Raw genomic sequence first — 22,489 nt, 5'->3', positions numbered from 1 at the left:
CCGGGGCCGGCCCCCCCCCGCGGGCGCCCCGCGGGGGGGGGCCGCCGCCCCGCCCCCCCCCCCCCCCCCGCCGGCGGGCGAAGGGGATCGACCACCGGTCGGTCCCCTTCGTCGTGCCGGCCCCGGTTCCTGGGGCATCGTCCTCGGGACAGACCCGTCAGTGGGGGATCCGGCGGGCGGGGCGGGTCGCGATCTCGTCGCGGAACTCCGCGATCCGCGAGCTCACCTGCCGGATCAGGTGGGTGTCCTCGATCCGGTCCAGGTAGAGGCAGCGAGCCGCCAGGCCCGGCAGATCGAAGACGAAGCACAGCGACATCAGCGGATTGACGAAGAGCTCGCTGTTCCTGGTCCGGTCCGTGAAGCGCACGTCCCCGAAGTCGCCGCGGACGGCCGCCGCGATCGAGCCGTTCACGATGCTCGGACGGTCGGGAGTCTGATGGTGGGCGTGTGCCACCGCGTCCAGGTAGAGGGCGCCCTCCCGGGTGGCCCGCGGGATCGAGAACGCCCCCAGGTACGCCCCCTCGCGGTCCAGCGCCGCGATGTTCTCCAGGACCAGGGCGTGGCTCACCCCGTGGTAGGCGTCCACCCCGAAGCCCACCGAGACCACCAGGCGTTCCGTGACGCCGTCCAGGGCGGCCAGCGCGGCGACGCTGGCCAGGTCCTCCTCCGGGGTGCCCAGTCCGGCCTCGTCGCCTCGCATCAGGATGTCCGTACCGCCGTCGACGAGGACGACCGCATCGATGCCGAGCCGGTCGATCAGCGCCCGGTAGGCGGCGCGCAGGGGCTGCACCCCGAGCTGCGGGAAGGCGTGGACGGTGGACGGATAGCCGTGCAACTTCAGCCACCGGGCCAGTGTCCGCTCCGGGAAGTACGACTGGTGGGGCGCGGTGTCCGGGGTGATCGCTGCGACGTCCGGCGCGACCCAGGCATCGCCGGGCAGGCCGGCGAGGGTGCTGAACGACAGGTTGGCCAGATGGACTTGCTTGCCCTGATGTCGAAGCGAGAGGGCGATCGGGAGTCCGGCGTAGACGTCGAAGCCTCCGCCGGCGCCGGCGACCAGGATGTTCTCGGCATCGGTGAGGCGGGCGAAGAGGGGGTTGGTGTGTAGGGCCGTCATGTCGATCATTGTGCGAGTGCGGCGGGCAAGTGCCACGTGCTTTGACGGGCCGCGAGGCCGGAACGGGGGAGCGTCATGTGGAGTGGTGACCAGCTGGATCTCGGGTCCTATCTCGCGCGGATCGGATACGACGGACCCGTCGGGGACGACGGGGAACTCCGGCCGGACCTCGCGACGTTGTACGCAGTGCACCGGGCCCACACCGGTGCCATAGCCTTCGAGAGCCTGGACGTTCTGCTCGGCCGCCCCATCGCGCTGGACGTCAAGGCCCTCGAGGACAAGCTCGTGCACGGCCGCCGCGGCGGCTACTGCTACGAGCAGAACTCGCTGCTGGCCGCTGCCCTGGAGCGGATCGGCTTCGAGGTGGCCGGGCGCGGCGCCCGAAACCGTACGCGGGGCGACACCCTCCTCCCGGTGACGCACGCCGTCCTCGTCGTCACCGTCGACGGCCAACCATGGCTGTGCGACGCCGGGTTCGGCCACCAGGGCCCGCTCGAACCCGTTCCGCTGGGGCAGCTCGGAGCCGAAGTGACGCAAGGGGCATGGACCTATGCCGTCCGCGAGGAGGAGGACGGCATCCTCGCGCTGTCCCTGCTGCGCGGGGACACGTGGCGTGATCTCTACGCCTTCTCCCCGCAGCGCTACCACCCCGTCGACTACGTCCTGCTGAACCACTACAGCTCCACCCATCCCCGGTCCGCGTTCATCGGGCAGGTGATCGTGCAGAAGCCGGGCGACGGCGTCCGCGCCGCCCTCGTCGGGCGGGAACTCACCCGCCTGTACCCCGACGGGCGCAGCGAGCGCCGGTCGGTGACGCCGGGCGAACTGCCCGCCGTGCTCGACCGCGAGTTCGGTCTTCGTCTCTCAGAGCGGGATGCGGAGGAACTGGACGGGGTGATCCGCGCTGGGGACTGACCCGGGCCGCGCAGGGCCCGTACCATGACGCCGTGCTGGTCAAGTGGATTCGCTGCACGGTGACGGACCGACGCGGGTTCGAGCGTGGGCAGCGCAAGTGGGCGGGGCTGCCGGGCGAGCCGGGATTCCGGGGACAGGGCGGCGGTTGGAGCCGGGGGAGGCAGGGGGTCGCGCATGTCTTCGCGTTCTGGGAGAGCCGTTCCTTCTACGACTCGTTCATGGCCCGCTCGCACGACCGGCTGGCCGCCGCCCAGGCGGGCACGTACACCAACGCGCGGGTCAACCTCTTCGACCACCGCTTCGACGTGAAGACCGGCTTCGAGCCGCGGTTCACCGATGCCGACGTCGTCCGCGTTGCCCACACCCGGGTACGGGAGGGCCGCGTGGACCACTTCGCGCTCATGCAGGAGAAGGTGTGGAACCCGGCCATGGCCGGGTCGCCCGGAATGGTCCGCGGCCTGTTCGGCGAGGCCCCCGGCCGGGAATTCCTCGTCCTGTCGATGTGGCACGCGGCCGCCGAGCACGGCAAGTACCGCCAGGAGCGGGTCGAGCGGCTCTCCCTGCGCGCCCAGACCGAGGCCGACATCGAAGCGCTCACCGGAGACGTCGTGGACCTGGAAGCCTCCTGGACGGTATGACCGTACGAAGATCGGCCGGCGCAACCGGCGTGCCCGGGTGCCGGGCACGCCGAAGGCCGCATAGGGTCGAAGGATGGCAAGACCACGGCGCATCGTCCTCGTCCGGCACGGGGAATCCGAGGGCAACGTCGACGACACCGTGTACGAGCGGGAGCCCGACCACGCCCTGCGGATGACCGCGCTGGGCCACCAGCAGGCCACCGAGGCCGGTGCGCGGCTGCGCGAGCTCTTCGGCGACGAGCGCGTCAGCGCGTACGTCTCCCCCTACCGCCGGACCCTGCAGACCTTCCGGGACCTGCGGCTGGACCCGGCACGGGTCCGGGTGCGCGAGGAGCCGCGGCTGCGCGAGCAGGACTGGGGAAACTGGCAGGACCGGGAGGACGTGCGCCTACAGAAGGCCTACCGGGACTCCTACGGGCACTTCTTCTACCGCTTCGCGCAAGGCGAGTCCGGAGCGGACGTCTACGACCGCGTCGGCTCCTTCCTGGAAAGTCTCCACCGCAGCTTCGAGGCCCCCGACCATCCGCCGAACGTGCTGCTGGTGACGCACGGGCTGACGATGAGGCTGTTCTGCATGCGCTGGTTCCACTGGTCGGTGGCCGAATTCGAGTGCCTCTCCAACCCCGGGAACGGCGAGTACCGGGTGCTCATGCTGGGCTCCGGCGGCCGCTACCGCCTGGACCGCCCGTTTGAGCGGTGGACCACACCCGAGCCTTATGACCTGGACGGCTAAAGTGGCGCGCAATGACCGCTGACTCCTCTTCCGAACGGCGCTTCGCACGCGCCATGGCCAGCCTCCGCGGGCTGGCCCTGGGGGATGCCCTCGGCTCCCAGTACTTCGTCCCCGTCAACTACCCCCTGCTCAAGCGCCGGGAACTGCCCGCCGGCACCGACACCTGGCAATGGACCGACGACACCGAGATGGCCTGCTCCGTGCTCGCCGTCCTCGCCGAACACGGCCGCATCGACCAGGACGCCCTCGCCAACTCCTTCGCCCACCACCACGACTTCGACCGCGGCTACGGTCCCGCGGTGAACCGGATGCTGCGCCTGATCCGGGAGGGCGAGGACTGGCGGACCCTCGCCGCCGAACTCTTCAACGGCCAGGGCTCGTGGGGCAACGGCGCGGCCATGCGCATCGCGCCCCTGGGCGCCTGGTACGCCGACGACCCCGAGCAGGCGACCCACCAGGCGGAAATCTCCGCCTACACCACCCACCAGCACCGGGAGGCGGTGTGCGGGGCGATGGCCGTCGCCGCGGCGGCCGCGCTGGTGGCGGATCCGCTGGGCCCGCCCACCGCCGCCGACCTGCTGGACAACGTCATCGCACTGGTGCCGCGCAGCGCCGTGGGCGCGGGGCTGCGACGGGCCCGGGACATGCTGGACTACGGCGATGCGACCACGGTGGCGGCGGTCCTGGGCTGCGGGCGCCGCACCAGCGCGCACGACACGGTGCCGTTCGCCCTCTGGTCGGCCGCGCGCTCGCTGAACGACTACGAGCAGGCGTTCTGGACCACCGCGCAGGTGGGCGGGGACGTCGACACGACCTGCGCGATCGTCGGCGGAGTGCTGGGCGGGCGCGGGGAGGAGATGCTGCCGGCCGCGTGGCTGGCGCGTACCGAAGCCCTCCCGGTGTGGCTCCCCCGGGCCTCGGCGTACTAGTCGGCGGCCGGGCGGATCACCGCCGGCGCGGCGGCCGGGCGGCAGGCGGGTCAGTGTCCTCCGGGACGGGGGAGGGTATGTGTCGGAGTAGCTGGCCGGAGCGTCCGCCGCTGGGCCCGCGACCACGCGCGGATTGTCACGGTCCTGCCACAGGCGTCTGTTGATCCCTGTAAAACCGCACGTCACGCGCCTAACCTGTGCGCTTTGCCGCTTCCGCAATCAGGCGGGGGGCGGCGGACAGGGGAGGGGAGCCCGATGGCAGAGAACGCCGACGCGCAGGCCGGGCAGCCGGAGGCGGCGCAGCCGGCGCCCGGGGACGCCGACGCTCAGGCAGTGTCCGGGGACGCCAGCGCTCAGGCGGCGTCCGGGGACGTCCACGCTCAGGCAGCGCCTCCGGGCGCCACCGTCGCGGCGGCGCCCGGAGGTGCCAACCAGCAACCCGGGAAGCAGGTTCCGGGCACGGGCGGGCCGGTCCACGCCGTCGCGGGCATACCTGCGGCGGCCGCGGGCATGCCCCCGCAGGCCGCCGGGCCGCCCCCGGGCTGGGACCCCACTGCCTGGCAGAGGTACCAGGCCCGGCAGGAGCGCAAACGCAGCGGCTCGTGGTCCATCGCCCCGCTCTCCTGGGCGGTGGCCGCCCAGCCCGCCGAGGCGGCGCCGGTCTCCACCGCCGTACTGGTCTCGGCCCTCGTCGCCGGCCTCGCCGCCGCCCTGTTCCTCGGCGACGGCATCGGGCCCGGCCTGTTGCTCGTCGCCCTGCCGGCGATGGCCGCCGCGTACGCCGCCGCCCGCGCGGCCGGTCGTACCATCCGGCCGTGGACCGTGGCCTGGGCGCTCGGCTGCGTGGCCCTCCTCGCCGTGCCCGCGCTGCGCGACTCCGGGTGGCCCACCACCCTCGCGCTGCTCGGTGCCCTCCTCGTGGGCTCGCTCGCCCTGCACGGCAGCCGTACCTGGCAGGGCACGCTGCTCAGCCCGCTCGGCCTCGTCGACGGGACCGTGACCGGGATCCGTTGGACCTGGGCCGGGTTGCGCTCGCGGAGCAGCGGCGTCGACCGGGGCCGCTGGATGCCCGTGGTCAAGGCGGCCGGTGTGGCGGTGGTCCTGCTGGTGCTCTTCGGCGCCCTGTTCGCCTCCGCCGACGCGGCGTTCGCGGACCTGCTGGGCGGGCTCATCCCCGACGTCTCGATCGGCGACGGCCCGGTGCGGCTGCTGCTCTTCCTGATGGCGGCCGTCATCGCCCTCGGACTCGCCCGGACCGCCGCGGCGCCGTCACGCTGGGACCGGATCGAGGTGTCCGCCGGCAGGCCCCGCTCCCGCGTCGAATGGGCGCTCCCGCTCATCGTGCTGAACCTGCTCTTCGCCGGGTTCAACGCCGTCCAACTCACCGTCCTCTTCGGCGGGTACGACGAAGTCCTGCGCACCACCGGCCTCACCTACGCCGAGTACGCCCGCCAGGGCTTCTGGCAGCTGCTCTGGGCGACCCTGCTCACCCTCGCCGTGATCGCGCTCGCGCTGCGTTGGGCCCCGCGCTCGGGCACCGCCGACCGGCGGCTGGTCCGCGCCGTCCTCGGCACGCTGTGCGCGATGACCCTGGTGGTGGTCGCCTCCGCGCTGCGCCGCATGGACCTGTACGTGGACGCGTTCGGCCTGACCCGGCTGCGGGTGTCGGTGGCCGCGATGGAGCTCTGGCTCGGCCTGGTCATCGTTCTGATCATGGCCGCCGGGGTTTTCGGCGCCCGCTGGCTGCCGCGCGCCGTCGTCGGAAGCGCGGCGGCCGCCGCTCTCGCGTTCGGGCTGATGTCCCCGGACGGGATGGTCGCCGAGAAGAACACCGATCGCTTCCGTGAGACCGGCAAGATCGACCTGGCCTACTTCCGGTTCCTGTCGGCGGATGCGGTGCCCGCCCTGGACCGGCTGCCCGAACCCCACCGCTCGTGCGCCCTGCGCGGGATCAACGATGAGCTCGCGCGCGCCGGCCAGGTGCCGTGGTACGCGATGAGCCTCGACGAGTACCGGGCCCGGAAGATCCTCAACGACCGTCCGGTCACCGCCCCGTACGAGGTCTGCCACCGCCTCGGCGGGTTCGCGAGCCGCTCCGAATAGGGGCACGCTCCGCACGGTGCGAGGGCCCGGGCCCGGGATGAGATCCCGCGCCCGGGCCTTGTGCTGTCGGGAGCCGCAATGCTTCACGAATGCGACGCGCTGTGTACGAACCGGCCTCATGCGCCCGTCCGGGCGGAGCCTGGTGCGGCGGGCCGCTGCTGATCAGGTGTCCCGCACCGGAGGGGATGGTGCAGGGCTGCAGACGTGTGGACGCACAGAATCCGTTTTGTCTCCGGTGTCGGAATGGCGGCACGGAAGCGCCGGGCAAGGGTGTGCGGAAGCGAACGGGCGAGGCCCGAGAATCGGGGAAACGACCGCACGTGCGGCCCTGCCGCGGCCGGTGTCCGGGCCGACGGGCGGGCCGCGGTGCGGACTCTGCCCGGGCCGGGGTGTGCAGGCGGCTCGGGGCGGCGTAATCTTGCTGGCGCCATGGCCTACGAAGCACCCACTCACACCGTCGAACGCTCCCTCCGTGCAACCACCGGCGCCAAGGTCATCGCCGGGGTCGACGAAGTAGGACGAGGAGCCTGGGCCGGACCGGTCACCGTGTGCGCTGCGATCACCGGACTGCGCCGACCGCCCGAAGGGCTCACCGACTCCAAGCTCCTCACGCACAGGCGGCGCGACGCCCTCCTCGACGTCCTGGAGGCGTGGGTCACCTCGTACGCCCTGGGCCACGCCTCGCCGGAGGAGATAGACGCACTCGGGATGACGGCCGCGCTGAGGCTGGCTGCGGGGCGCGCCCTCGAAGCCCTGCCCGCACGGCCCGACGCGGTGATCCTCGACGGCAAGCACGACTACCTCGGCGCCCCCTGGCAGGTCCGCACGGTGATCAAGGGCGACCAGTCCTGCGTCGCTGTCGCCGCGGCCTCGGTGATCGCCAAGGTGAGGCGCGACCGGATGATGGCCGAACTCGGCGTCCTGGGCGGCGGGTTCGAGGCCTACGGCTTCGGCGACAACGCCGGATACCCCTCGCCCGTGCACCGGGCCGCGCTGGAGGAGCTGGGTCCCACCCCCTACCACCGGCTCTCCTGGTCGTACCTCGACGCACTGCCCCGGTGGCGCCACCTGAAGAAGGTGCGCCGCAGCGAAGAAGCGATGGAGCTGGAAAACGGAGGCCAACTCGGCTTCGATTTCTAATCGCACCCAAGTGCCCCCCACCGGTACGTTTCGTGCCGGTGTTTGATAGATATCAACTCATGCCTCTCACCCCCGAGGAGCCTCAGATTCACGAGAGTGCCCAGGGTCCCCGCGTTACGCCGGCCGCGAGCCGCACCGCGCAGACCCCCCGCCCCGTACCTGGTCCGCGTCCCGCCGCCGCCCCGCGGCCCGGGCGCCCCGGTCCCGCCGCCCGGCCCGCGCCGCCCGCACCGCGTGCACCGCAGGCCACCCCCGCAGCCGGGCCCGTTCCCCCCGCCGCCACCGCGCCGTCCGTCTCCACCGCGGTGCCGCAGATCCAGCTCATCCCGGCCTCCGCCGAGGGCGCGCTGGACGCGGCCGAAGAGGCCGTCGACCTGCTGCTCGACACCGGGCGCGCGCCCGGTGACATCCTGGTGCTCACCACCGGCGAACTGCACCCGTGGGCCGCTCACGAACTCTCCTTCGGTGAGGCCGCCTACTGGGCCCTGCACGATGCCGCGGACGACGTGTTCTACGCGGACGCGACGCAGGTCGAGCGCGCCGCCACCCGTCCCGTCGTGGTCTTCGCGGCCAACGGCGGACCTGTCGAAGCCGCTGCCGCCACCCTGCCGGTCGCGCTCGCGCGGGCCGGTGCGCTGCTGATCGTGTGTGGTGAACCGCAGCGGATCAACTCCGTGCTGGGCGCGGGCGTCTGACGCCCCGTACCCCGGTGCGGGCAAGGGGCGGGGCTGGCCGTCGCCGGCCCCGCTGAAGCCCGCGGCCCGAACCGCCGTACGCCCGCTCAGGGTGTACGGCCGCAAGGGCTGTCGGTAAGCGGTCGCGTGACGCGACCACGTGTGGGGAGCCGGCACAGTGGGCCGGATCGCGAACGGGCGGAGGCGTGTCAGCGTGCGGCAGTGCGGCGCAGGGCCTCGGCCGCGCCGCCACCGGTGCTCAAGTTCAACGCGGTGAAATCGGCCACGGTGTCGCCGAGCCGCTCCGGTCGCGAGTCCGAGCTGGGGCGTCGGCCGCCCCGGCCTTCACCGAGCACCTGCCAGCCGTTGCGGGTCAGCGTGACGTACGCGCCACAACGCAGCCCGTGCAGGGTGCAGGCGTCCCGCAGCCCCCACATCCACGCGCCGTCCTCCTCGGTCCACCGCTCGTCGCCCTCCCGGCAGTACATCAGCACGGCCGTGCGCACCGGGGTGCGGAGCCGCAGGTCGTGGGGGATGACCCGGCGCAGGGCAGCCAGGAGCGCGTTGCGGTACTCCCAGCCGTCGGCCGACGCCGACCGCTGGACGAACGACGCGCTCGCCACGAGCCGTTCCTCGGGGTCGAGGACGGCGATCACCGCGGTCGACGGCACGGGGCTGTGCCGGGAGTGCAGTCCGCTGACGACCTCGCGGGGATTGCGCAGCAGGGGGATGCCCGCCGCCGTCCACTCTGCGGGTTCCAGCAGCCTTCCGTGTCGGCTGCCGCTACGGGTCGAGTTCGCCAGTGACGATGTGGAAGGCGGGGCGAATCCGAAGGTCACGGTCCTCCCTTCGGGTACACGCCCGCGGACGGGCACAGCTGGAGTGCGGGCGCGCCGCAGCACGGCCCAATGAGTGCCGTCGAGCCGAGCGGGAGCACCCCAATTCTCGCGTGGTGCGCGAGCGCGCGGCAATGAGCAATTGGCGCCGCCGACCGGAATTCGCCTGTATGCCGCTCATATCCTTGGCCTGCCGCGCCGACAGCGCCCCATCCGGCTACGGCTGAACCGCGAGCACCAGCGGAAACACCTCCTTCGCGCCTTCCTGACGGAGCAGCCGGGCGGCCACGGCGAGGGTCCAGCCGGTCTCCGCCCGGTCGTCGACGAGCAGTACGGGACCTGCCGCTGCGGCCAGGGTCGCGGCCAGCTCCGGAGGCACGGCCAGGGCCCGGTGGAGTCCGCGCACCCGCTGGGCACTGTTGGAGGAGGGCAGGCCGAATTCCGGGACCTGGTCGGTGTAGGCCAGCGCTCCGAGCAGGGGGAGCCTGCCGACCTCCGCGATCCGCGCGGCCAGTGAGCCGACCAGCCGGGGGCGGCTGCGCGAGGGCAGGGAGACCACTCCCACCGGCCGGGCGGGCGCGTCCGGGGCCCCCGAAGCCCAGCCGCCCGGGCCCCGCGCCCAGTCGGCGAGAACCGCGACCACGGCCTGCGCCACGTCGTCCGGGACGGTCTGGTCCGGGGCCCCCGTGCTGAGCATCGGACGCAGCCGGTTGCCCCAGCCGATGTCCGAGAGCCGGCCCAGAGCACGCCCCGGTGCGGCCTGTTCCCCGGCGGGGATGCGGCCCTTGAGGTCGACGCCGACGGCCGCGAGTCCCGTCGGCCACATCTTGCGCGGCTCCAATTCCACGCCGGGACGGCCGAGCTCGCCCCGAGCGGTGTCCAGGGCGGTGCTGGAGACGTCCGCCGTGAACCGGCCCCCGGCACAGTTGTCGCAGCGGCCGCACGGCTCCGCCGCCTCGTCGTCCAACTGCCGGCGCAGGAACTCCATCCGGCACCCCGTGGCCGCCGCATAGTCCCGCATCGCCTGCTGCTCGGCGGCACGTTGGCGGGCAACCCAGGCGTAGCGCTCTGCGTCGTACACCCAGGGCTCCCCCGTCGCGGTCCAACCGCCCTTGACGCGGTGCACCGCGCCGTCCACGTCGAGGACCTTGAGCATCGTCTCCAGCCGTGTGCGCCGCAGGTCCACCAGCGGCTCCAGGGCGGGCAGCGACAGCGGTCTGTCCGCCTGGGCCAGCACCTCCAGGGTGCGGCGTACCTGCTCCTCCGGCGGGAAGGCCACCGAGGTGAAGTACTGCCAGATGGCCTCGTCCTCGCGGCCCGGCAGCAGCAGCACCTCCGCATGCTCCACACCGCGTCCGGCGCGGCCGACCTGCTGGTAGTACGCGATGGGCGAGGACGGCGAGCCCAGATGCACGACGAAGCCCAGGTCGGGCTTGTCGAAGCCCATGCCCAGGGCAGACGTCGCGACGAGGGCCTTGACCCGGTTGGCCTGGAGGTCGTCCTCGGCCTGTTGGCGGTCGGCGTTCTCCGTCTTGCCGGTGTACGAGGCCACCGTGTGCCCGCGGTGGCGCAGGTACGCGGTGACTTCCTCGGCCGCGGCCACGGTCAGCGTGTAGATGATCCCGGATCCGGGCAGTTCGCCCAGGTGATCGGCGAGCCAGGCCAGCCGGTGCGCCGCGTCGGGCAGGGTGAGCACGGCCAGGCTCAGGCTCTCCCGGTCGAGCGGGCCGCGCAGCACGAGCGCGTCGCTCCCCGCCCCCGTGCCCAGCTGCTCGGCGACGTCGGCGGTCACCCGGGCATTGGCCGTGGCGGTCGTCGCCAGCACCGGGACGCCGGGCGGCAGGTCAGCCAGCATCGTGCGCAGCCGCCGGTAATCGGGGCGGAAGTCGTGCCCCCAGTCGGAAATGCAGTGGGCCTCGTCCACCACGAGCAGTCCGGTCGCGGCGGCCAGCTTGGGCAGGACCTGGTCGCGGAAGTCGGGGTTGTTGAGCCGCTCCGGGCTCACGAGCAGGACGTCCACTTCGCCCGCCGCCACCTCGGCCTGGATCCCCTCCCACTCTTCCGGATTGGCGGAGTTGATGGTGCGGGCGTGGATGCCGGCGCGGGCCGCGGCCTCGACCTGATTGCGCATCAGTGCGAGCAGCGGGGAGACGATGACGGTGGGTCCGGCGCCGGCGGCCCGCAGCAGCGAGGTGGCGACGAAGTACACCGCGGACTTGCCCCAGCCGGTGCGCTGCACCACCAGGGCGCGCCGCTTGTGCGCCACCAGTGCCTCGATCGCGAGCCACTGGTCCTCGCGCAGGCGGGCGGTGCCCGTGGTGTCGCCCACGAGACGGGCCAGTACGGAGTCGGCCGAGGACCTCAGGTCTGCGTTCATGCCCCCATGCAACCCGATGCCTCCGACATCGCGCCAACGGCAGCACGAACCTGTGGAAGTTGAACGATCAAGAGTTATCCACAGGGGTTTCCGGATTTGATCGTGCGCGGGACCGTCGGGGCATGACGAACGAGAACGCATCGCGCACTCCGTCCGGCCGGCCCTCCGTCAGCCCGTCCGGATCTCCCACCGACCCCCAGATCACCCTGCGCAGCCCCGCCGAGCTGGCCGACGCGCTGCCCTACCTGCTCGGGTTCCACCCCACCGACTCCCTCGTCATGGTCGCCGTGCACGGCGAGGGCGGGCGCTTCGGGGGCCGGCTCCGGCTCGGCATCCCCACCGCGCCCGCGGAGTGGGAGGACACCGCCAGGCTGGTCGCCGAGTGCCTGATCCAGGGCAGCGAGCGGCGCGCCGGCAAGCCCGACGGCATCATCCTGTTCCTGTGCCAGGACCCGCGCACCGGCGAGAGCGGCCAGCGGGTGATGACCCGGCTGCGGCCCCTGGCCCAGCGGATCAGGCTGGCCTGCGGCGCGCTCGACGTGCCGGTCCTGGAGGCCCTGTGCATCTCCGGCGGCCGGTACTGGTCCTACTGCTGCCCCGACGAGCGCTGCTGCCCGGGCGAGGGCAGCGTCCTGGCGGCCCCCGGTACCTCGGTGGCAGCGGCCGCCGCCACGTTCGCGGGCCTGCGGATCCGCGGCTCCCTGCGGGAGATCGAGGGGCGCCTGGCGCCCCTGCGCGGGGCGACCGCGCGGGAGATGGAGCGCGCCCTCGACCAAGCCGCCGCCACCCTCGTTCCGAAGATCCTCGACGGGGCGAGCCGCAAGGACATCGGCACCGAGACCATCACGCTGGCCCGCACCCTCATGCGGCGCCTCACACTCGCCCCGCCCGTCGAGGGCGGGCCCGGGGCCGACGACTGGGACGACGCCCTGCTCGGACACGACGAGGCCGCGACCGTGATCCTCGGCCTCCAGGACCGCGAGACGCGGGACATCGCGGCCGAATGGATGGAGGACGAGGAGGCCGCGTCCGCACTGCGCCTGTGGCAGGCCCTGGCCAGGCGCTGCGTCGGTGCCTACGGCGAGCACGCGGCCGCCCCCCTCACCCTCGCCGGCTGGGTCTCGTGGTCCACCGGGGACGAGCCGACCGCCCGCATCGCGCTGGGGCTCGCCCTGCGGGCCGACGCCGACTACCGCTTCGCCCAACTGCTCCACCACGCATGCAACGAGGGCATCGACCCGGAAGGACTGCGGGCCTGCCTGCGGGCCGAGCGGCGGCGCAGGGAACCCCGTCGCAAGCGCACAGCCGCCCTCACCCGCCCGCCGGGCCGCAAAGACCGCGGAGGACGCCGCGAGGGCCGCCGCGCCAGCGGGAGCGACCGGTGAGCCGGGGCCCGTCCCGGGGGTGCACCGTGACCCGCGCGGGGGCGGGGGCGTTCCCCAGGAGGGTGACGGGGGCCCGGCCCCGCCGCCCTGCGGAACCGACCGGAGCGCAGCGCGCCCAGACAAGGCGGACCATGGCCCACTCTGTACTCCCAGCCCCCAGACCCGAGCTGCCACCCGTGCACGGGGCCGTCATCTGCGTATCGGCGCCCTGCTTGGTCATCTCGCCCGAGCACGGTCAGCTCACCGGCCGCGGGATCGACGGGATCTACCGGTCCGGGCGGCGACTCCTGTCCCGCTGCGTGCTCAGGGTCGGCGGCCGGGAGCCGGTCGCGGTCCAGGGCCGCAGCCTCGGTGCCGACCGGGCCCTGTTCACCGCGACCATCCGCACCGGTGCCGAAGCCGGGCCCGATCCCGACATCGGCGTCGACCGGGTTCGGCACGCGGACGGCACCGAGCGGATCACCCTGCGCAGCTTCACCGCCCGCCCGGTGCGCCTGCCCGTGGAGATCCTGCTCGGCACGGACCTCGCCGAGCTCGCGGCGGTGGCCGCCGGCCGGGCAGGGCCGGAACTTCCCGCAGGGGTGCATGCCGCCGGGCTGCGCTGGAGCACCGGCGAGGCGCAGGCCCTCACCGTGGCCGAACCGGCTCCGGACGACGCACTCGCCTCCGCCGGGTTGCTGCGCTGGCAGCTCGATCTGGGGCCGGGGGAGTGCCGCACCATCGAGCTGCGGACCACACACGCCCGCGCCTCCCGGGCGCCGGCAGGGCAGGTGGCCAATCCGCTGTCCGACGCCCGGGCCGAGTGCGACGATCCGCGGGTCGGTACCTGGTTCCGGTCCAGCGTTGAGGATCTCGGCGCGCTGCTCCTGCGGGACCAGGAGCAGCCGGCCGACGCCTTCGCCGCCGCCGGTGTTCCGTGGCGGCTCGGCCTGGCCCCCGCGGAATCCCTGTGGGCCGCCAGGATGGCGCTGCCGCTCGGGACCGGGCTCGCCGCGGCGACCCTGCGCATCCTGGCCCGGACCCAGGTGGGCGGCGGCGCCGACACCGGGAAGATCCCCGGTCCGCTGCGCGGTGCGGGCCCGCAGCTTCCGCCGGGGTGCACCGGCACCGAGGCCACGCTCGCCTTTCCGACGGTACTGGCCGAAGCACGGCGCTGGGGGATGCAGGAAGCGGACGTGGCCCGGCTCCTCCCGGCCGCGGAGCAGTGCCTGGACTGGCTCCGCGGCGCCCTCGGCGAGGACGGGTTCCTCGCCGACCCGGATCCGGGGCCGCGCCGCTGCGAGACCCAGGCCCACGCCCACCGGGCCGCACTGCTCGGTGCCGACCTGCTGGACGGGTGCGGGCGGCCCGGCGCACAGGAGTGGCGCGACCGGGCGGAGGCACTGCGCACCCGGTTCCGGGACCGGTTCTGGATCGACGGCCCCGACGGCGGGAGGCCCGCCGCCGCCCTGCACCCCGACGGACGGCCGCTGCCCAGGCTCAGCGGAGCCGCCGCCCACCTCCTCGACACCGGCCTGCTCGGCGGCGGCCTGCTCGCCCCCGGCCTACTGGACCGCGCCCGCACCGAACAGCTCGTCCGGCTCCTCGGAGCTCCGGCCATGGATTCCGGCTGGGGGCTGCGGAGCATGGCCTCACGGGAGCCCGGGCACAACCCCTTCGGTCACCGGTCGGGCGCGGTACGCGCGTACGAGAGCGCCGTGGCGGTCGCAGGCCTGGCCCAGGCCGGTTTCGAGAAGGAGGCTGCTGCACTGCTGCGGGGCCTGCTGGATGCCGCGGAGAGCTTCGGGTTCCGGCTGCCGGAGATGTACGCCGCCGAGCAGCGCACCGCGGGCAGCGCGCCGCTCCCCCACCCGGCGGCCTGCCGTCCGGCCGCGGTGTCCGCGGCCGCAGGGGTCCACGTGCTGGCCGCACTCGCCGGCATCCGCCCGGACGCTCCGGCGGGCACCGTCGCCCTCGTCCCGTTGCCCGGGGCCCCGCTCGGCGCGCTGCGGCTCTCCGGCCTGCGGGTGGCGGGCGAGCCGTTCGCCCTGCGGATCAGCCGGCTCGGACTCGGCATGGTGGAGGAGGCCGCGGATGCGCTTCAACTGGGCGGGTAGGCTGCCGGTGGTCGTCTTCAGGATCACGAAAGCTCTGTTTATCGTCAGGAAGACGACTATGATCGCGGCATGTCTCCCTACGACCCGTCGGCCTATCCGCCGTTCGCCGTCACCGTCGACCTGGTCGTGCTCACCGTACGGCGCCACGCCCTCTGTGCACTCGTCGTCCGGCGCGGTGAGCAGCCGTTCCAGGGACGCTGGGCCCTGCCCGGCGGCTTCGTGCGGGGGGACGAGGACCTGGCGGCTGCCGCGGCCCGGGAGCTCTCCGAGGAAACCGGGCTGTGCGCGCACGACCCCGCCGAACCGGGCGCGGGCAACGGCGCCCACCTGGAGCAGCTCGCCACGTACGGGGACCCGAAGCGAGATCCGCGGATGCGCGTGGTCAGCGTGGCACACCTTGTCCTCGCTCCGGATCTGCCCGCGCCCCGTGCCGGCGGAGACGCCAACAGCGCACGCTGGGCCCCCGTGGACGAGCTGCTGGCGGCCGAGGAGGAAGCCTCCTCCGGACTCGCCTTCGACCACGCCCGGATCCTTGCCGACGGTGTGGAGCGGGCCCGTTCGAAGATCGAGTACTCCTCCCTCGCCACCGCTTTCTGCCCGCCCGAGTTCACCGTCGGTGAGCTGCGCCGGGTCTACGAGGCGGTGTGGGGCGTGGCCCTCGACCCCCGCAACTTCCACCGCAAGGTCACCGGCACCCCAGGTTTCCTCGTGCCGGCCGGAGGAACGACGACCCGTCAGGGCGGGCGGCCCGCACAGCTGTTCCGGGCCGGCGGCGCCACCCTGCTCAACCCGCCGATGCTGCGGCCGGAAGCCTGAGTTCTGGGTCCCGGGCCGCAGGGCTCCGGCGTCGGAAAGGGGGCCGACACGGGGGCGCACACCGACTGAATGCGGCGAAAATCGGACATATCGCGTTATCTTGCATGGGGTATTGACCCTGCCGCAGAGCGGTCTCACCCCCCGCGAGAGAAGCGATGCTCCAGGCCATCGGACTCACCAGCAATCCCCGTCGGAACCTTCCGCCCCTCGTGGACGACCTCACGTTCGAGGCCCGCCCGGGTGCCGTCACCGCCCTTCTCGGCGAACCGGGTTCGGGCAAGACAACCGCCCTGCGCCTCATGCTGGAGCTCGAACCGGGCCGCGGCGTCACCTACTTCCGCGGTCGCCCGCTGCACCGGATCCCGCATCCCGGTCGTGAAGTCGGGGTGCTGCTCGGCGACGTCCCCGGCAATCCCGCGCGGACGGTCCGCGGGCAGCTCCGGATGCTCTGCGCGGCGGCCGGGGTGTCCGCATCCCGGGCGGACACCGTCCTGGAGGTCGTCGGCATCGCGGGCCTGCGCGACCAGCGGCTCGGCTCCCTCTCGCTCGGCATGGAGCGGCGGGTGGCCCTGGCCGCGGCCCTGCTGGCCGACCCGTGCACCCTGCTCCTCGACGAGCCCGCCGCTGGACTCTCGCCCCGCGACCGCGGCTGGCTCCACGTCCTCCTGCGCGGCCATGCCGCCCTCGGCGGTGCGGTCCTGTTCACCACCGACGACGCGAAGGAGGCCGGACGCTGCGCGGACCGGATCGTCAGCATCGCCGCCGGGCGGCTCGTCGCCGACCAGGACGCCGCGACCTTCGCGCGGAGCCGGCTGCGGCCCCGGGTCGCCGTGCGCACCCCGCACGCGGCCCGGCTGGCCGACGTACTGGGCCGGGAGGCCCGGGCCGCACAGCGCCCGGTGGAGATCGTCGAGGAGAGCGGCAACCGCCTGTCCGTTTACGGGGCGAACTGCGCCGAGGTCGGCGAGGCGGCCTTCCGCCACGGCGTCCTGGTCCACCAGCTCGCCGACGAGACCGGTGATGCCCGGACGGCCGTCGCGCCGCACGGGGCCGCGGTCCCGCAATCGCGCGCCGCGTCCGATGCCGAACCCTGCGCCGAAGCGGCCGGAGCGGCCGCCCACCCCTGCGCCGAAGCGGCCGGAGCGGCCGCCCACCCCTCCTCCTCCGGGGCGGGGGGACCGGCCCCGGCCTGGGGCGGGCAACGGCGGCTTGCCGCCCGGCCGCCCGCCTCGCAGGTGCGCAGGGTGGGCGGCCCGCTGCGGCCGCTGCGCTACGAGCTGCTGCGCGTCTTCGGAACTGCCGCGCCCGCTCTCACCGCCGCCCTCGTCGTCGCCGTCTCCGTCGTCACCTCGCTGGCGTTGGCGCGCTCCGGCCAGGCCTCGCAGGGCCGCGTGCTGGCCGCCTGGCCGGAGCTGCTGCCCCTGCCGCCCGCAGCGCTCGGTGCCGGCCTGCTCGGCGCCCTGGCCTTCGGCGAGGAATACCGCTATCCCGTGCTCGCCGCCCATCGCGGCACCGTCCCGCGCAGGATGGGACTCCTCGCCGTCAAGCTCACCGTTTGCGCCACCCTTGCCGTGCTGCTCGGCGCACTCGCCATCGCCGCCGATGCCGCAGCCCTGCGCCTCGTCTTCGACAGCGGGCCGCTGCGCGCCCCCGGCCGGTGGATCTCCCCCGCCGTCAGCTGGGCCGGCCTGCTGGTCGGCTGCGCCTGGGCCGGGGTGCTGGCCTCCGGCGTCTTCCGGTCGGCGACGGCGGGCCTGGCCGCGGTGCTCGCCGTACCGATCGCGGTGGTGCCGCTGGTGCGCAAGGTGCTGGAAGGCCCGTCTGCGCATCCGGCGACCGGGGTCGCGGCCCGGCTGCGCGGACTCGCCTGGGCGCAGTGGCCCCCGGAGGTCGACCGCCTGGTCCTCGGGGCCCTCCGGGTGATGGTCCAACCCGTGGGCGCCGCACTGGCGTTGTCGCTGATGGTCCTGTTGTGCGCCTATGGGTTCACAGGACTGCGCAGTCGCGTCCGCTGGTGAGCGATGTGGTCCCGTTCGCGGCCGCCGGGTGACCGGAGGCGCTCACATCGGGTGAACGGGACCGCAACTCCCCGTGAAAAGCCCGGTTCTTTACGATAAGTCGTCAATTGCGCAGGTGACGCCTATCACCCTTTCGTGTGCTTTTCACCAAAGACCTCAAGGCTCGTGAAGGCGCGGCCGACAAAGGATTCGTGAGTACCCTTGCGCACACCATGATGACCGCCGCCCGCCATGCCGACTCCGGCCTCGCCGGCCCGGGCGAACTGGACCGCTATCCCTACACGGAGTCCTCCGGGACCGACCGCGTCGGAACGCCCCACTGGGACGGCGCCGACGTCGAGTTGAGCCGGGTCGGCCGCCGCGCGGCGGGCAGCCGAGGCCGCGGTCTGCACGGCCAACTCGTCCAGCAGCTCGGCCAGATGATCGTCTCCGGCGACCTGGGCGCGGACCGCCCGCTGGTTCCCGAGGAGATCGGCCAGCGCTTCGAGGTCTCCCGCACGGTGGTCCGCGAATCGCTGCGCGTGCTGGAGGCCAAGGGCCTCGTCAGCGCCCGCCCCAACGTCGGCACCCGAGTCCGCCCCGTCGCCGACTGGAACCTCCTCGACCCCGACATCATCGAGTGGCGCGCCTTCGGCCCCCAGCGCGAGGACCAGCGCCGCGAGCTCAACGAGCTCCGCTGGACCATCGAGCCCCTCGCCGCACGCCTCGCCGCGGGCCACGGCCGCGCGGACGTCCAGCAGCGCCTCGCCGACATGGTCGAGATCATGGGCCACGCCCTCGGGCAGGCCGACGCGATCACCTTCGCGCGCGCCGACAACGAGTTCCACGCCCTGCTGATCCAGGTCGCGGGCAACCGCATGCTGGAGCACCTCTCCGGCATCGTCTCCGCCGCGCTCCAGGTCTCCGGCAGCCCCACGACCACGTGCGACCGCCCCAGCGAGGCCTGCGTCGCGCACCACGCGCGGATCGTCGAGGCCCTCGCCTCGGGGGACGCGGCCGGCGCCGAGAGCGCGATGCGCCAGCTGCTGACGGTGCACCCCGAGGTCGAGCGCGTGGTGCCCGCCCCGCGCGAGCACTGACGGAGCCGCGCGGACGGAAGGCACGGAGGTACTCGCACATGTCGCCGGGCCCGGCCGGGTCCGGCGACACCAGCGTGCGCGGGCCCTTCGCCGCCGGACTCCGCGGCGCGCGGATCCGGCCCCCAGCGGGCCCTTTCCGGCCGTTTTGCGACCGCGCCCCTGTAGCCCGCAGACCCCGCCTGACCTGCCCGTATGTCCTCCCAGGCGCCCTCTTGGGCCCCGCGTTGTGACTTGGGCCACGAAGATTGGGGCGTAACGCTCTGCGAAGTCAAGCGATGACCTAGAGAGGTGATGGCCGACGGAGGGAAGACAGCAGCCCTTGCGGGTGCTGTGCAGCTCCCCGGCCCCTGCCCGCGCCCCCGGCCCATCCCCAGTCGGTGGTCGTCGGCTCCGGTCCAGCACCACCCGGCCGGGGTCGGAAGCCGTTCCCATCGTTCCGAGAGGTTGTTCGTGTCGGCCAGCACATCCCGTACGCTCCCGCCGGAAATCGCCGATTCCGAGTCTGTGATGGCGCTCATCGAGCGGGGCAAGGCCGAGGGGCAGATCGCCGGCGATGACGTGCGTCGGGCCTTCGAGGCTGACCAGATTCCTGCGACCCAGTGGAAGAATGTTCTGCGCAGCCTCAACCAGATCCTCGAGGAAGAGGGTGTGACGCTGATGGTCAGTGCCGCGGAGTCGCCCAAGCGCACCACCCGCAAGAGCGTCGCAGCGAAGACCCCGGCCAAGCGGACGGCCACGAAGACCGCCGCGACGCAGACGACGGCTGCGCGGACCCCCGCCACCACGGCACCGGCGGCCGAAACGGCGGACCCGGAGCCCGCCGACGCGCTGGCGCAGGAGCCCGCAGCCGAGCCCGCCGCGAAGAAGGCGGCGGCCAAGAAGACGGCGGCGAAGAAGACGGCGGCCAAGAAGGCCGCGCCCGCCGCCAAGAAGACGGCCGCGAAGAAGACGACGGCGAAGAAGGACACCGACGAGATCGTCGAGGAGGACCTCCTCGAAGAGGGCCCCGGCGAGGTCAAGGGCGAGGTCGAAGAGGAGGAGGACAGCGGCGAGAGCAAGGGCTTCGTCATCTCCGACGACGAGGACGACGCCCCGGCCCAGCAGGTCGCCGTGGCCGGCGCCACCGCCGACCCGGTCAAGGACTACCTCAAGCAGATCGGCAAGGTCCCGCTCCTCAACGCCGAGCAGGAAGTCGAGCTCGCCAAGCGGATCGAGGCCGGCCTGTTCGCCGAGGACAAGCTGGCCAGCTCGGACAAGCTGGCGCCCAAGCTCAAGCGCGAGCTGGAGATCATCGCCGAGGACGGCCGCCGGGCCAAGAACCACCTGCTGGAGGCCAACCTCCGCCTCGTGGTCTCCCTCGCCAAGCGCTACACGGGCCGCGGCATGCTCTTCCTGGACCTCATCCAGGAGGGCAACCTGGGCCTGATCCGCGCGGTGGAGAAGTTCGACTACACCAAGGGCTACAAGTTCTCCACCTACGCGACCTGGTGGATCCGGCAGGCGATCACCCGGGCCATGGCCGACCAGGCCCGCACGATCCGCATCCCCGTCCACATGGTCGAGGTGATCAACAAGCTCGCCCGCGTGCAGCGGCAGATGCTCCAGGACCTGGGCCGCGAGCCCACCCCGGAGGAGCTGGCCAAGGAACTCGACATGACCCCCGAGAAGGTCATCGAGGTCCAGAAGTACGGCCGCGAGCCGATCTCCCTGCACACGCCGCTCGGTGAGGACGGCGACAGCGAGTTCGGTGACCTCATCGAGGACTCCGAGGCGGTCGTCCCGGCCGATGCGGTCAGCTTCACGCTCCTGCAGGAGCAGCTGCACTCGGTGCTCGACACCCTCAGTGAGCGCGAGGCGGGCGTCGTCTCCATGCGCTTCGGCCTCACCGACGGCCAGCCCAAGACCCTCGACGAGATCGGCAAGGTCTACGGCGTCACGCGCGAGCGCATCCGCCAGATCGAGTCGAAGACGATGTCGAAGCTGCGCCACCCGTCCCGCTCCCAGGTGCTCCGCGACTACCTGGACTGACCTGCACCCGGCCCCGCCGGTCCCGCCCGGTGGGGCCGGCGGAGCGGTTGGCGGTGGCTGCGCGGGTGCGCACGGCCACCGGGCATCCCACTCTGGGTGGAGTCATCCACACTCAGAGTCAGGAGGCCCGATGCGTCGACCCTTTTCCCGTGCTCTGGCGGGGGCGCTGGCCCTGGCGGCGGGGGCGGCCGCGGCGCCGCTGGCCCGCGCGCCCCAGGCGGCCGCGGACAGTGTGGTGATCGGCGGCAGGCCGGTGAAGGTGGCCGACAGCCCCTGGGTGGTGGCGCTGGCCAGCCGTGACCGGTTCGGAGGTATCCGGGCCGGTCAGTTCTGCGGCGGCGCCCTCGTGAGCCCGACCCGGGTCGTCACCGCGGCCCACTGCCTGAGCCGCGAGGTGCTCGGCGGCCCCGTCGACGGCGTACCCGACCTCCGGGTGATCACCGGGCGCACGCAGCTGCGGGCCGCCGAGGGCAGGGAGATCACCGTGCGAGCGGCCCGGGTGAACCCGGACTACGACCCGCACAGCAACACCGGGGACCTGGCGGTCCTGGAACTCGACGAAGCGGTACCCGCAGGCTCGGTGCTCCCGCTGGCCGAGGAGGGGCATTCCGGCTACGCCGAGGGCAGTGAGGCCGTCGTCTACGGCTGGGGCGACACGAGCGGGTTCGGCGACTACGCGTACGGGCTGCGGGCCGCGCGGCTGACGGTGCTGGCGGACGAGGCGTGCCTGCGCGCCTACCCGGGGGACGCGGACGGTCAGTACCGGCCGGAATCGATGGTCTGTGCGGGCCACCGCAGCGGGGGCAGGGACGCCTGCCAGGGCGACAGCGGCGGTCCGCTCGTCGCGCAGGGGCGGCTCATCGGCGTGGTGTCCTGGGGGCGTGGCTGCGGCCGGGCCGACAGCCCGGGCGTCTACACGCGTATCGCGGCCTTCGCCGGCTTCGTGACGGCCTCCGAGACGGGCCGGCAGCGCGCGGTGGACCAGGATACCGCGTGGGGGAGCGCAAGGCGCTACACACCGGCTGCAAGCGCTCTCACGGGGCATCTGGGGGGAGCGCGGGATGCATCTTCACGCGCCGCTGTGGCCTCAACGGCCCCGGCGGGAGCGCCGGCGGTCCTCTCGGCGGCTGTTTTCGGCCACAAGCGTCACGAGCGCAAGGGACGTCACGGGCATCACGGGGCGCCCGTGACGCCGGAAGGACCGCGAATGTGAGGACGGGCGGCACTTCTGGATCTCAGAAGTGCCGCCCGTCGACCGGCCCGGCCGGTCCTGGCTCGTCGGATGTGAGGTACAGGCCGTGTCAGCGGTCCTCGGTGTCGGCGTGTGCCGCCGGAGCGGACGTCAGCCGCTCGGTCTCATCCTGTATTTCCGCGGCGATCTTCTTGAGTTCCGGCTCGAACTTACGTCCGTGGTGGGCGCAGAAGAGCAGTTCACCACCGCTCAGCAGGACGACGCGCAGATATGCCTGGGCGCCGCAACGGTCGCATCGGTCAGCGGCCGTCAGCGGGGTCGCGGGTGTCAGAACAGTAGTCACGTCGCCTCTTCTCTCAGCTCGACGAGCTGTCGTACCAGGGTCAACATCCAACCAGGCCGAAAACGTTCCC

General features: G+C 73.3%; 17 protein-coding genes and 1 pseudogene. 14 read left to right on the top strand and 4 right to left on the bottom strand.

Annotated elements, in window-relative coordinates; genetic code table 11:
* Positions 1 to 157: 157 nt before the first annotated feature.
* Positions 158 to 1,117 carry a DUF1152 domain-containing protein gene (locus ACFVGY_RS05745; protein ID WP_385671506.1) on the bottom strand — a complete coding sequence of 320 codons (960 nt, stop codon included), beginning with the start codon at positions 1,115 to 1,117 and terminating at the stop codon, positions 158 to 160.
* Positions 1,118 to 1,192: 75 nt separating this feature from the next.
* Between ACFVGY_RS05745 and ACFVGY_RS05740 the strand changes: the two genes are divergently transcribed.
* From ACFVGY_RS05740 to ACFVGY_RS05710, 7 genes are all read left to right on the top strand, one after another.
* Positions 1,193 to 2,032, top strand: a complete 840-nt coding sequence (locus ACFVGY_RS05740) for an arylamine N-acetyltransferase (RefSeq protein WP_385671503.1) — start codon at positions 1,193 to 1,195, stop codon at positions 2,030 to 2,032.
* Positions 2,033 to 2,064: 32 nt separating this feature from the next.
* Positions 2,065 to 2,670 (top strand): YdbC family protein, encoded by a 606-nt coding sequence (locus ACFVGY_RS05735; protein WP_385671500.1) that lies wholly within the window; start codon positions 2,065 to 2,067, stop codon positions 2,668 to 2,670.
* Between the two features lie 73 nt (positions 2,671 to 2,743).
* Positions 2,744 to 3,403 carry a histidine phosphatase family protein gene (locus tag ACFVGY_RS05730; RefSeq protein ID WP_385671497.1) on the top strand — a complete coding sequence of 220 codons (660 nt, stop codon included), beginning with the start codon at positions 2,744 to 2,746 and terminating at the stop codon, positions 3,401 to 3,403.
* 11 nt (positions 3,404 to 3,414) lie between these two features.
* Positions 3,415 to 4,332: an ADP-ribosylglycohydrolase family protein gene (locus ACFVGY_RS05725; protein WP_385671494.1), complete on the top strand. Its 918-nt coding sequence runs from the start codon at positions 3,415 to 3,417 to the stop codon at positions 4,330 to 4,332.
* Positions 4,333 to 4,587: 255 nt separating this feature from the next.
* The gene (locus ACFVGY_RS05720) at positions 4,588 to 6,435 is read left to right on the top strand and encodes a DUF4153 domain-containing protein (RefSeq protein ID WP_385671491.1); all 1,848 of its coding nucleotides are present in this window, start codon (positions 4,588 to 4,590) and stop codon (positions 6,433 to 6,435) included.
* Positions 6,436 to 6,864: 429 nt separating this feature from the next.
* Complete coding sequence (locus ACFVGY_RS05715; RefSeq protein WP_385671488.1) at positions 6,865 to 7,575, top strand: ribonuclease HII; 711 nt, start codon at positions 6,865 to 6,867, stop codon at positions 7,573 to 7,575.
* Between the two features lie 59 nt (positions 7,576 to 7,634).
* A complete protein-coding gene (locus ACFVGY_RS05710) occupies positions 7,635 to 8,270 on the top strand; it encodes a hypothetical protein (protein ID WP_385671485.1) in 636 nt (211 codons plus the stop codon).
* Between the two features lie 188 nt (positions 8,271 to 8,458).
* Here the strand turns inward: ACFVGY_RS05710 and ACFVGY_RS05705 are convergent, their stop codons facing one another.
* A complete protein-coding gene (locus ACFVGY_RS05705) occupies positions 8,459 to 9,088 on the bottom strand; it encodes a hypothetical protein (RefSeq protein ID WP_385671482.1) in 630 nt (209 codons plus the stop codon).
* Positions 9,089 to 9,302: 214 nt separating this feature from the next.
* Complete coding sequence (locus ACFVGY_RS05700) at positions 9,303 to 11,462, bottom strand: RecQ family ATP-dependent DNA helicase (protein ID WP_385671479.1); 2,160 nt, start codon at positions 11,460 to 11,462, stop codon at positions 9,303 to 9,305.
* Between the two features lie 122 nt (positions 11,463 to 11,584).
* Between ACFVGY_RS05700 and ACFVGY_RS05695 the strand changes: the two genes are divergently transcribed.
* The 7 genes and pseudogenes from ACFVGY_RS05695 to ACFVGY_RS05665 form a co-directional block, all read left to right on the top strand.
* Positions 11,585 to 12,847 (top strand): DUF4192 domain-containing protein, encoded by a 1,263-nt coding sequence (locus ACFVGY_RS05695; RefSeq protein ID WP_385671477.1) that lies wholly within the window; start codon positions 11,585 to 11,587, stop codon positions 12,845 to 12,847.
* Positions 12,848 to 12,978: 131 nt separating this feature from the next.
* Positions 12,979 to 14,943, top strand: coding sequence for a glycogen debranching N-terminal domain-containing protein (locus ACFVGY_RS05690; protein ID WP_385671474.1), 1,965 nt, complete (start codon positions 12,979 to 12,981; stop codon positions 14,941 to 14,943).
* Positions 14,944 to 15,012: 69 nt separating this feature from the next.
* Entirely contained in the window at positions 15,013 to 15,759 is a 747-nt protein-coding gene (locus tag ACFVGY_RS05685) for an NUDIX domain-containing protein (protein WP_360629282.1), read from the top strand.
* A gap of 155 nt (positions 15,760 to 15,914) precedes the next feature.
* The gene (locus ACFVGY_RS05680) at positions 15,915 to 17,777 is read left to right on the top strand and encodes an ATP-binding cassette domain-containing protein (protein WP_385671471.1); all 1,863 of its coding nucleotides are present in this window, start codon (positions 15,915 to 15,917) and stop codon (positions 17,775 to 17,777) included.
* A gap of 137 nt (positions 17,778 to 17,914) precedes the next feature.
* Positions 17,915 to 18,856 (top strand): FadR/GntR family transcriptional regulator, encoded by a 942-nt coding sequence (locus ACFVGY_RS05675; RefSeq protein ID WP_385671469.1) that lies wholly within the window; start codon positions 17,915 to 17,917, stop codon positions 18,854 to 18,856.
* Positions 18,857 to 19,306: 450 nt separating this feature from the next.
* Positions 19,307 to 20,884: an RNA polymerase sigma factor gene (locus ACFVGY_RS05670; protein ID WP_385671466.1), complete on the top strand. Its 1,578-nt coding sequence runs from the start codon at positions 19,307 to 19,309 to the stop codon at positions 20,882 to 20,884.
* A gap of 130 nt (positions 20,885 to 21,014) precedes the next feature.
* Positions 21,015 to 21,815, top strand: a pseudogene (locus ACFVGY_RS05665) (S1 family peptidase); the annotation flags it as partial.
* A 370-nt stretch (positions 21,816 to 22,185) separates the two neighbouring features.
* On the opposite strand, the gene ACFVGY_RS05660 reads toward ACFVGY_RS05665, so the two are convergent.
* Positions 22,186 to 22,419 carry a hypothetical protein gene (locus ACFVGY_RS05660; RefSeq protein WP_114054552.1) on the bottom strand — a complete coding sequence of 78 codons (234 nt, stop codon included), beginning with the start codon at positions 22,417 to 22,419 and terminating at the stop codon, positions 22,186 to 22,188.
* Positions 22,420 to 22,489: the final 70 nt, after the last annotated feature.

The sequence above is a fragment of the Streptomyces sp. NPDC127106 genome, assembly GCF_042677605.1.
In the GTDB taxonomy this organism is placed as follows: Bacteria; Actinomycetota; Actinomycetes; order Streptomycetales; family Streptomycetaceae; genus Streptomyces.
Note: the sequence above shows the minus strand (reverse complement) of the source record. Positions and strands in the feature narration are given on the sequence as shown.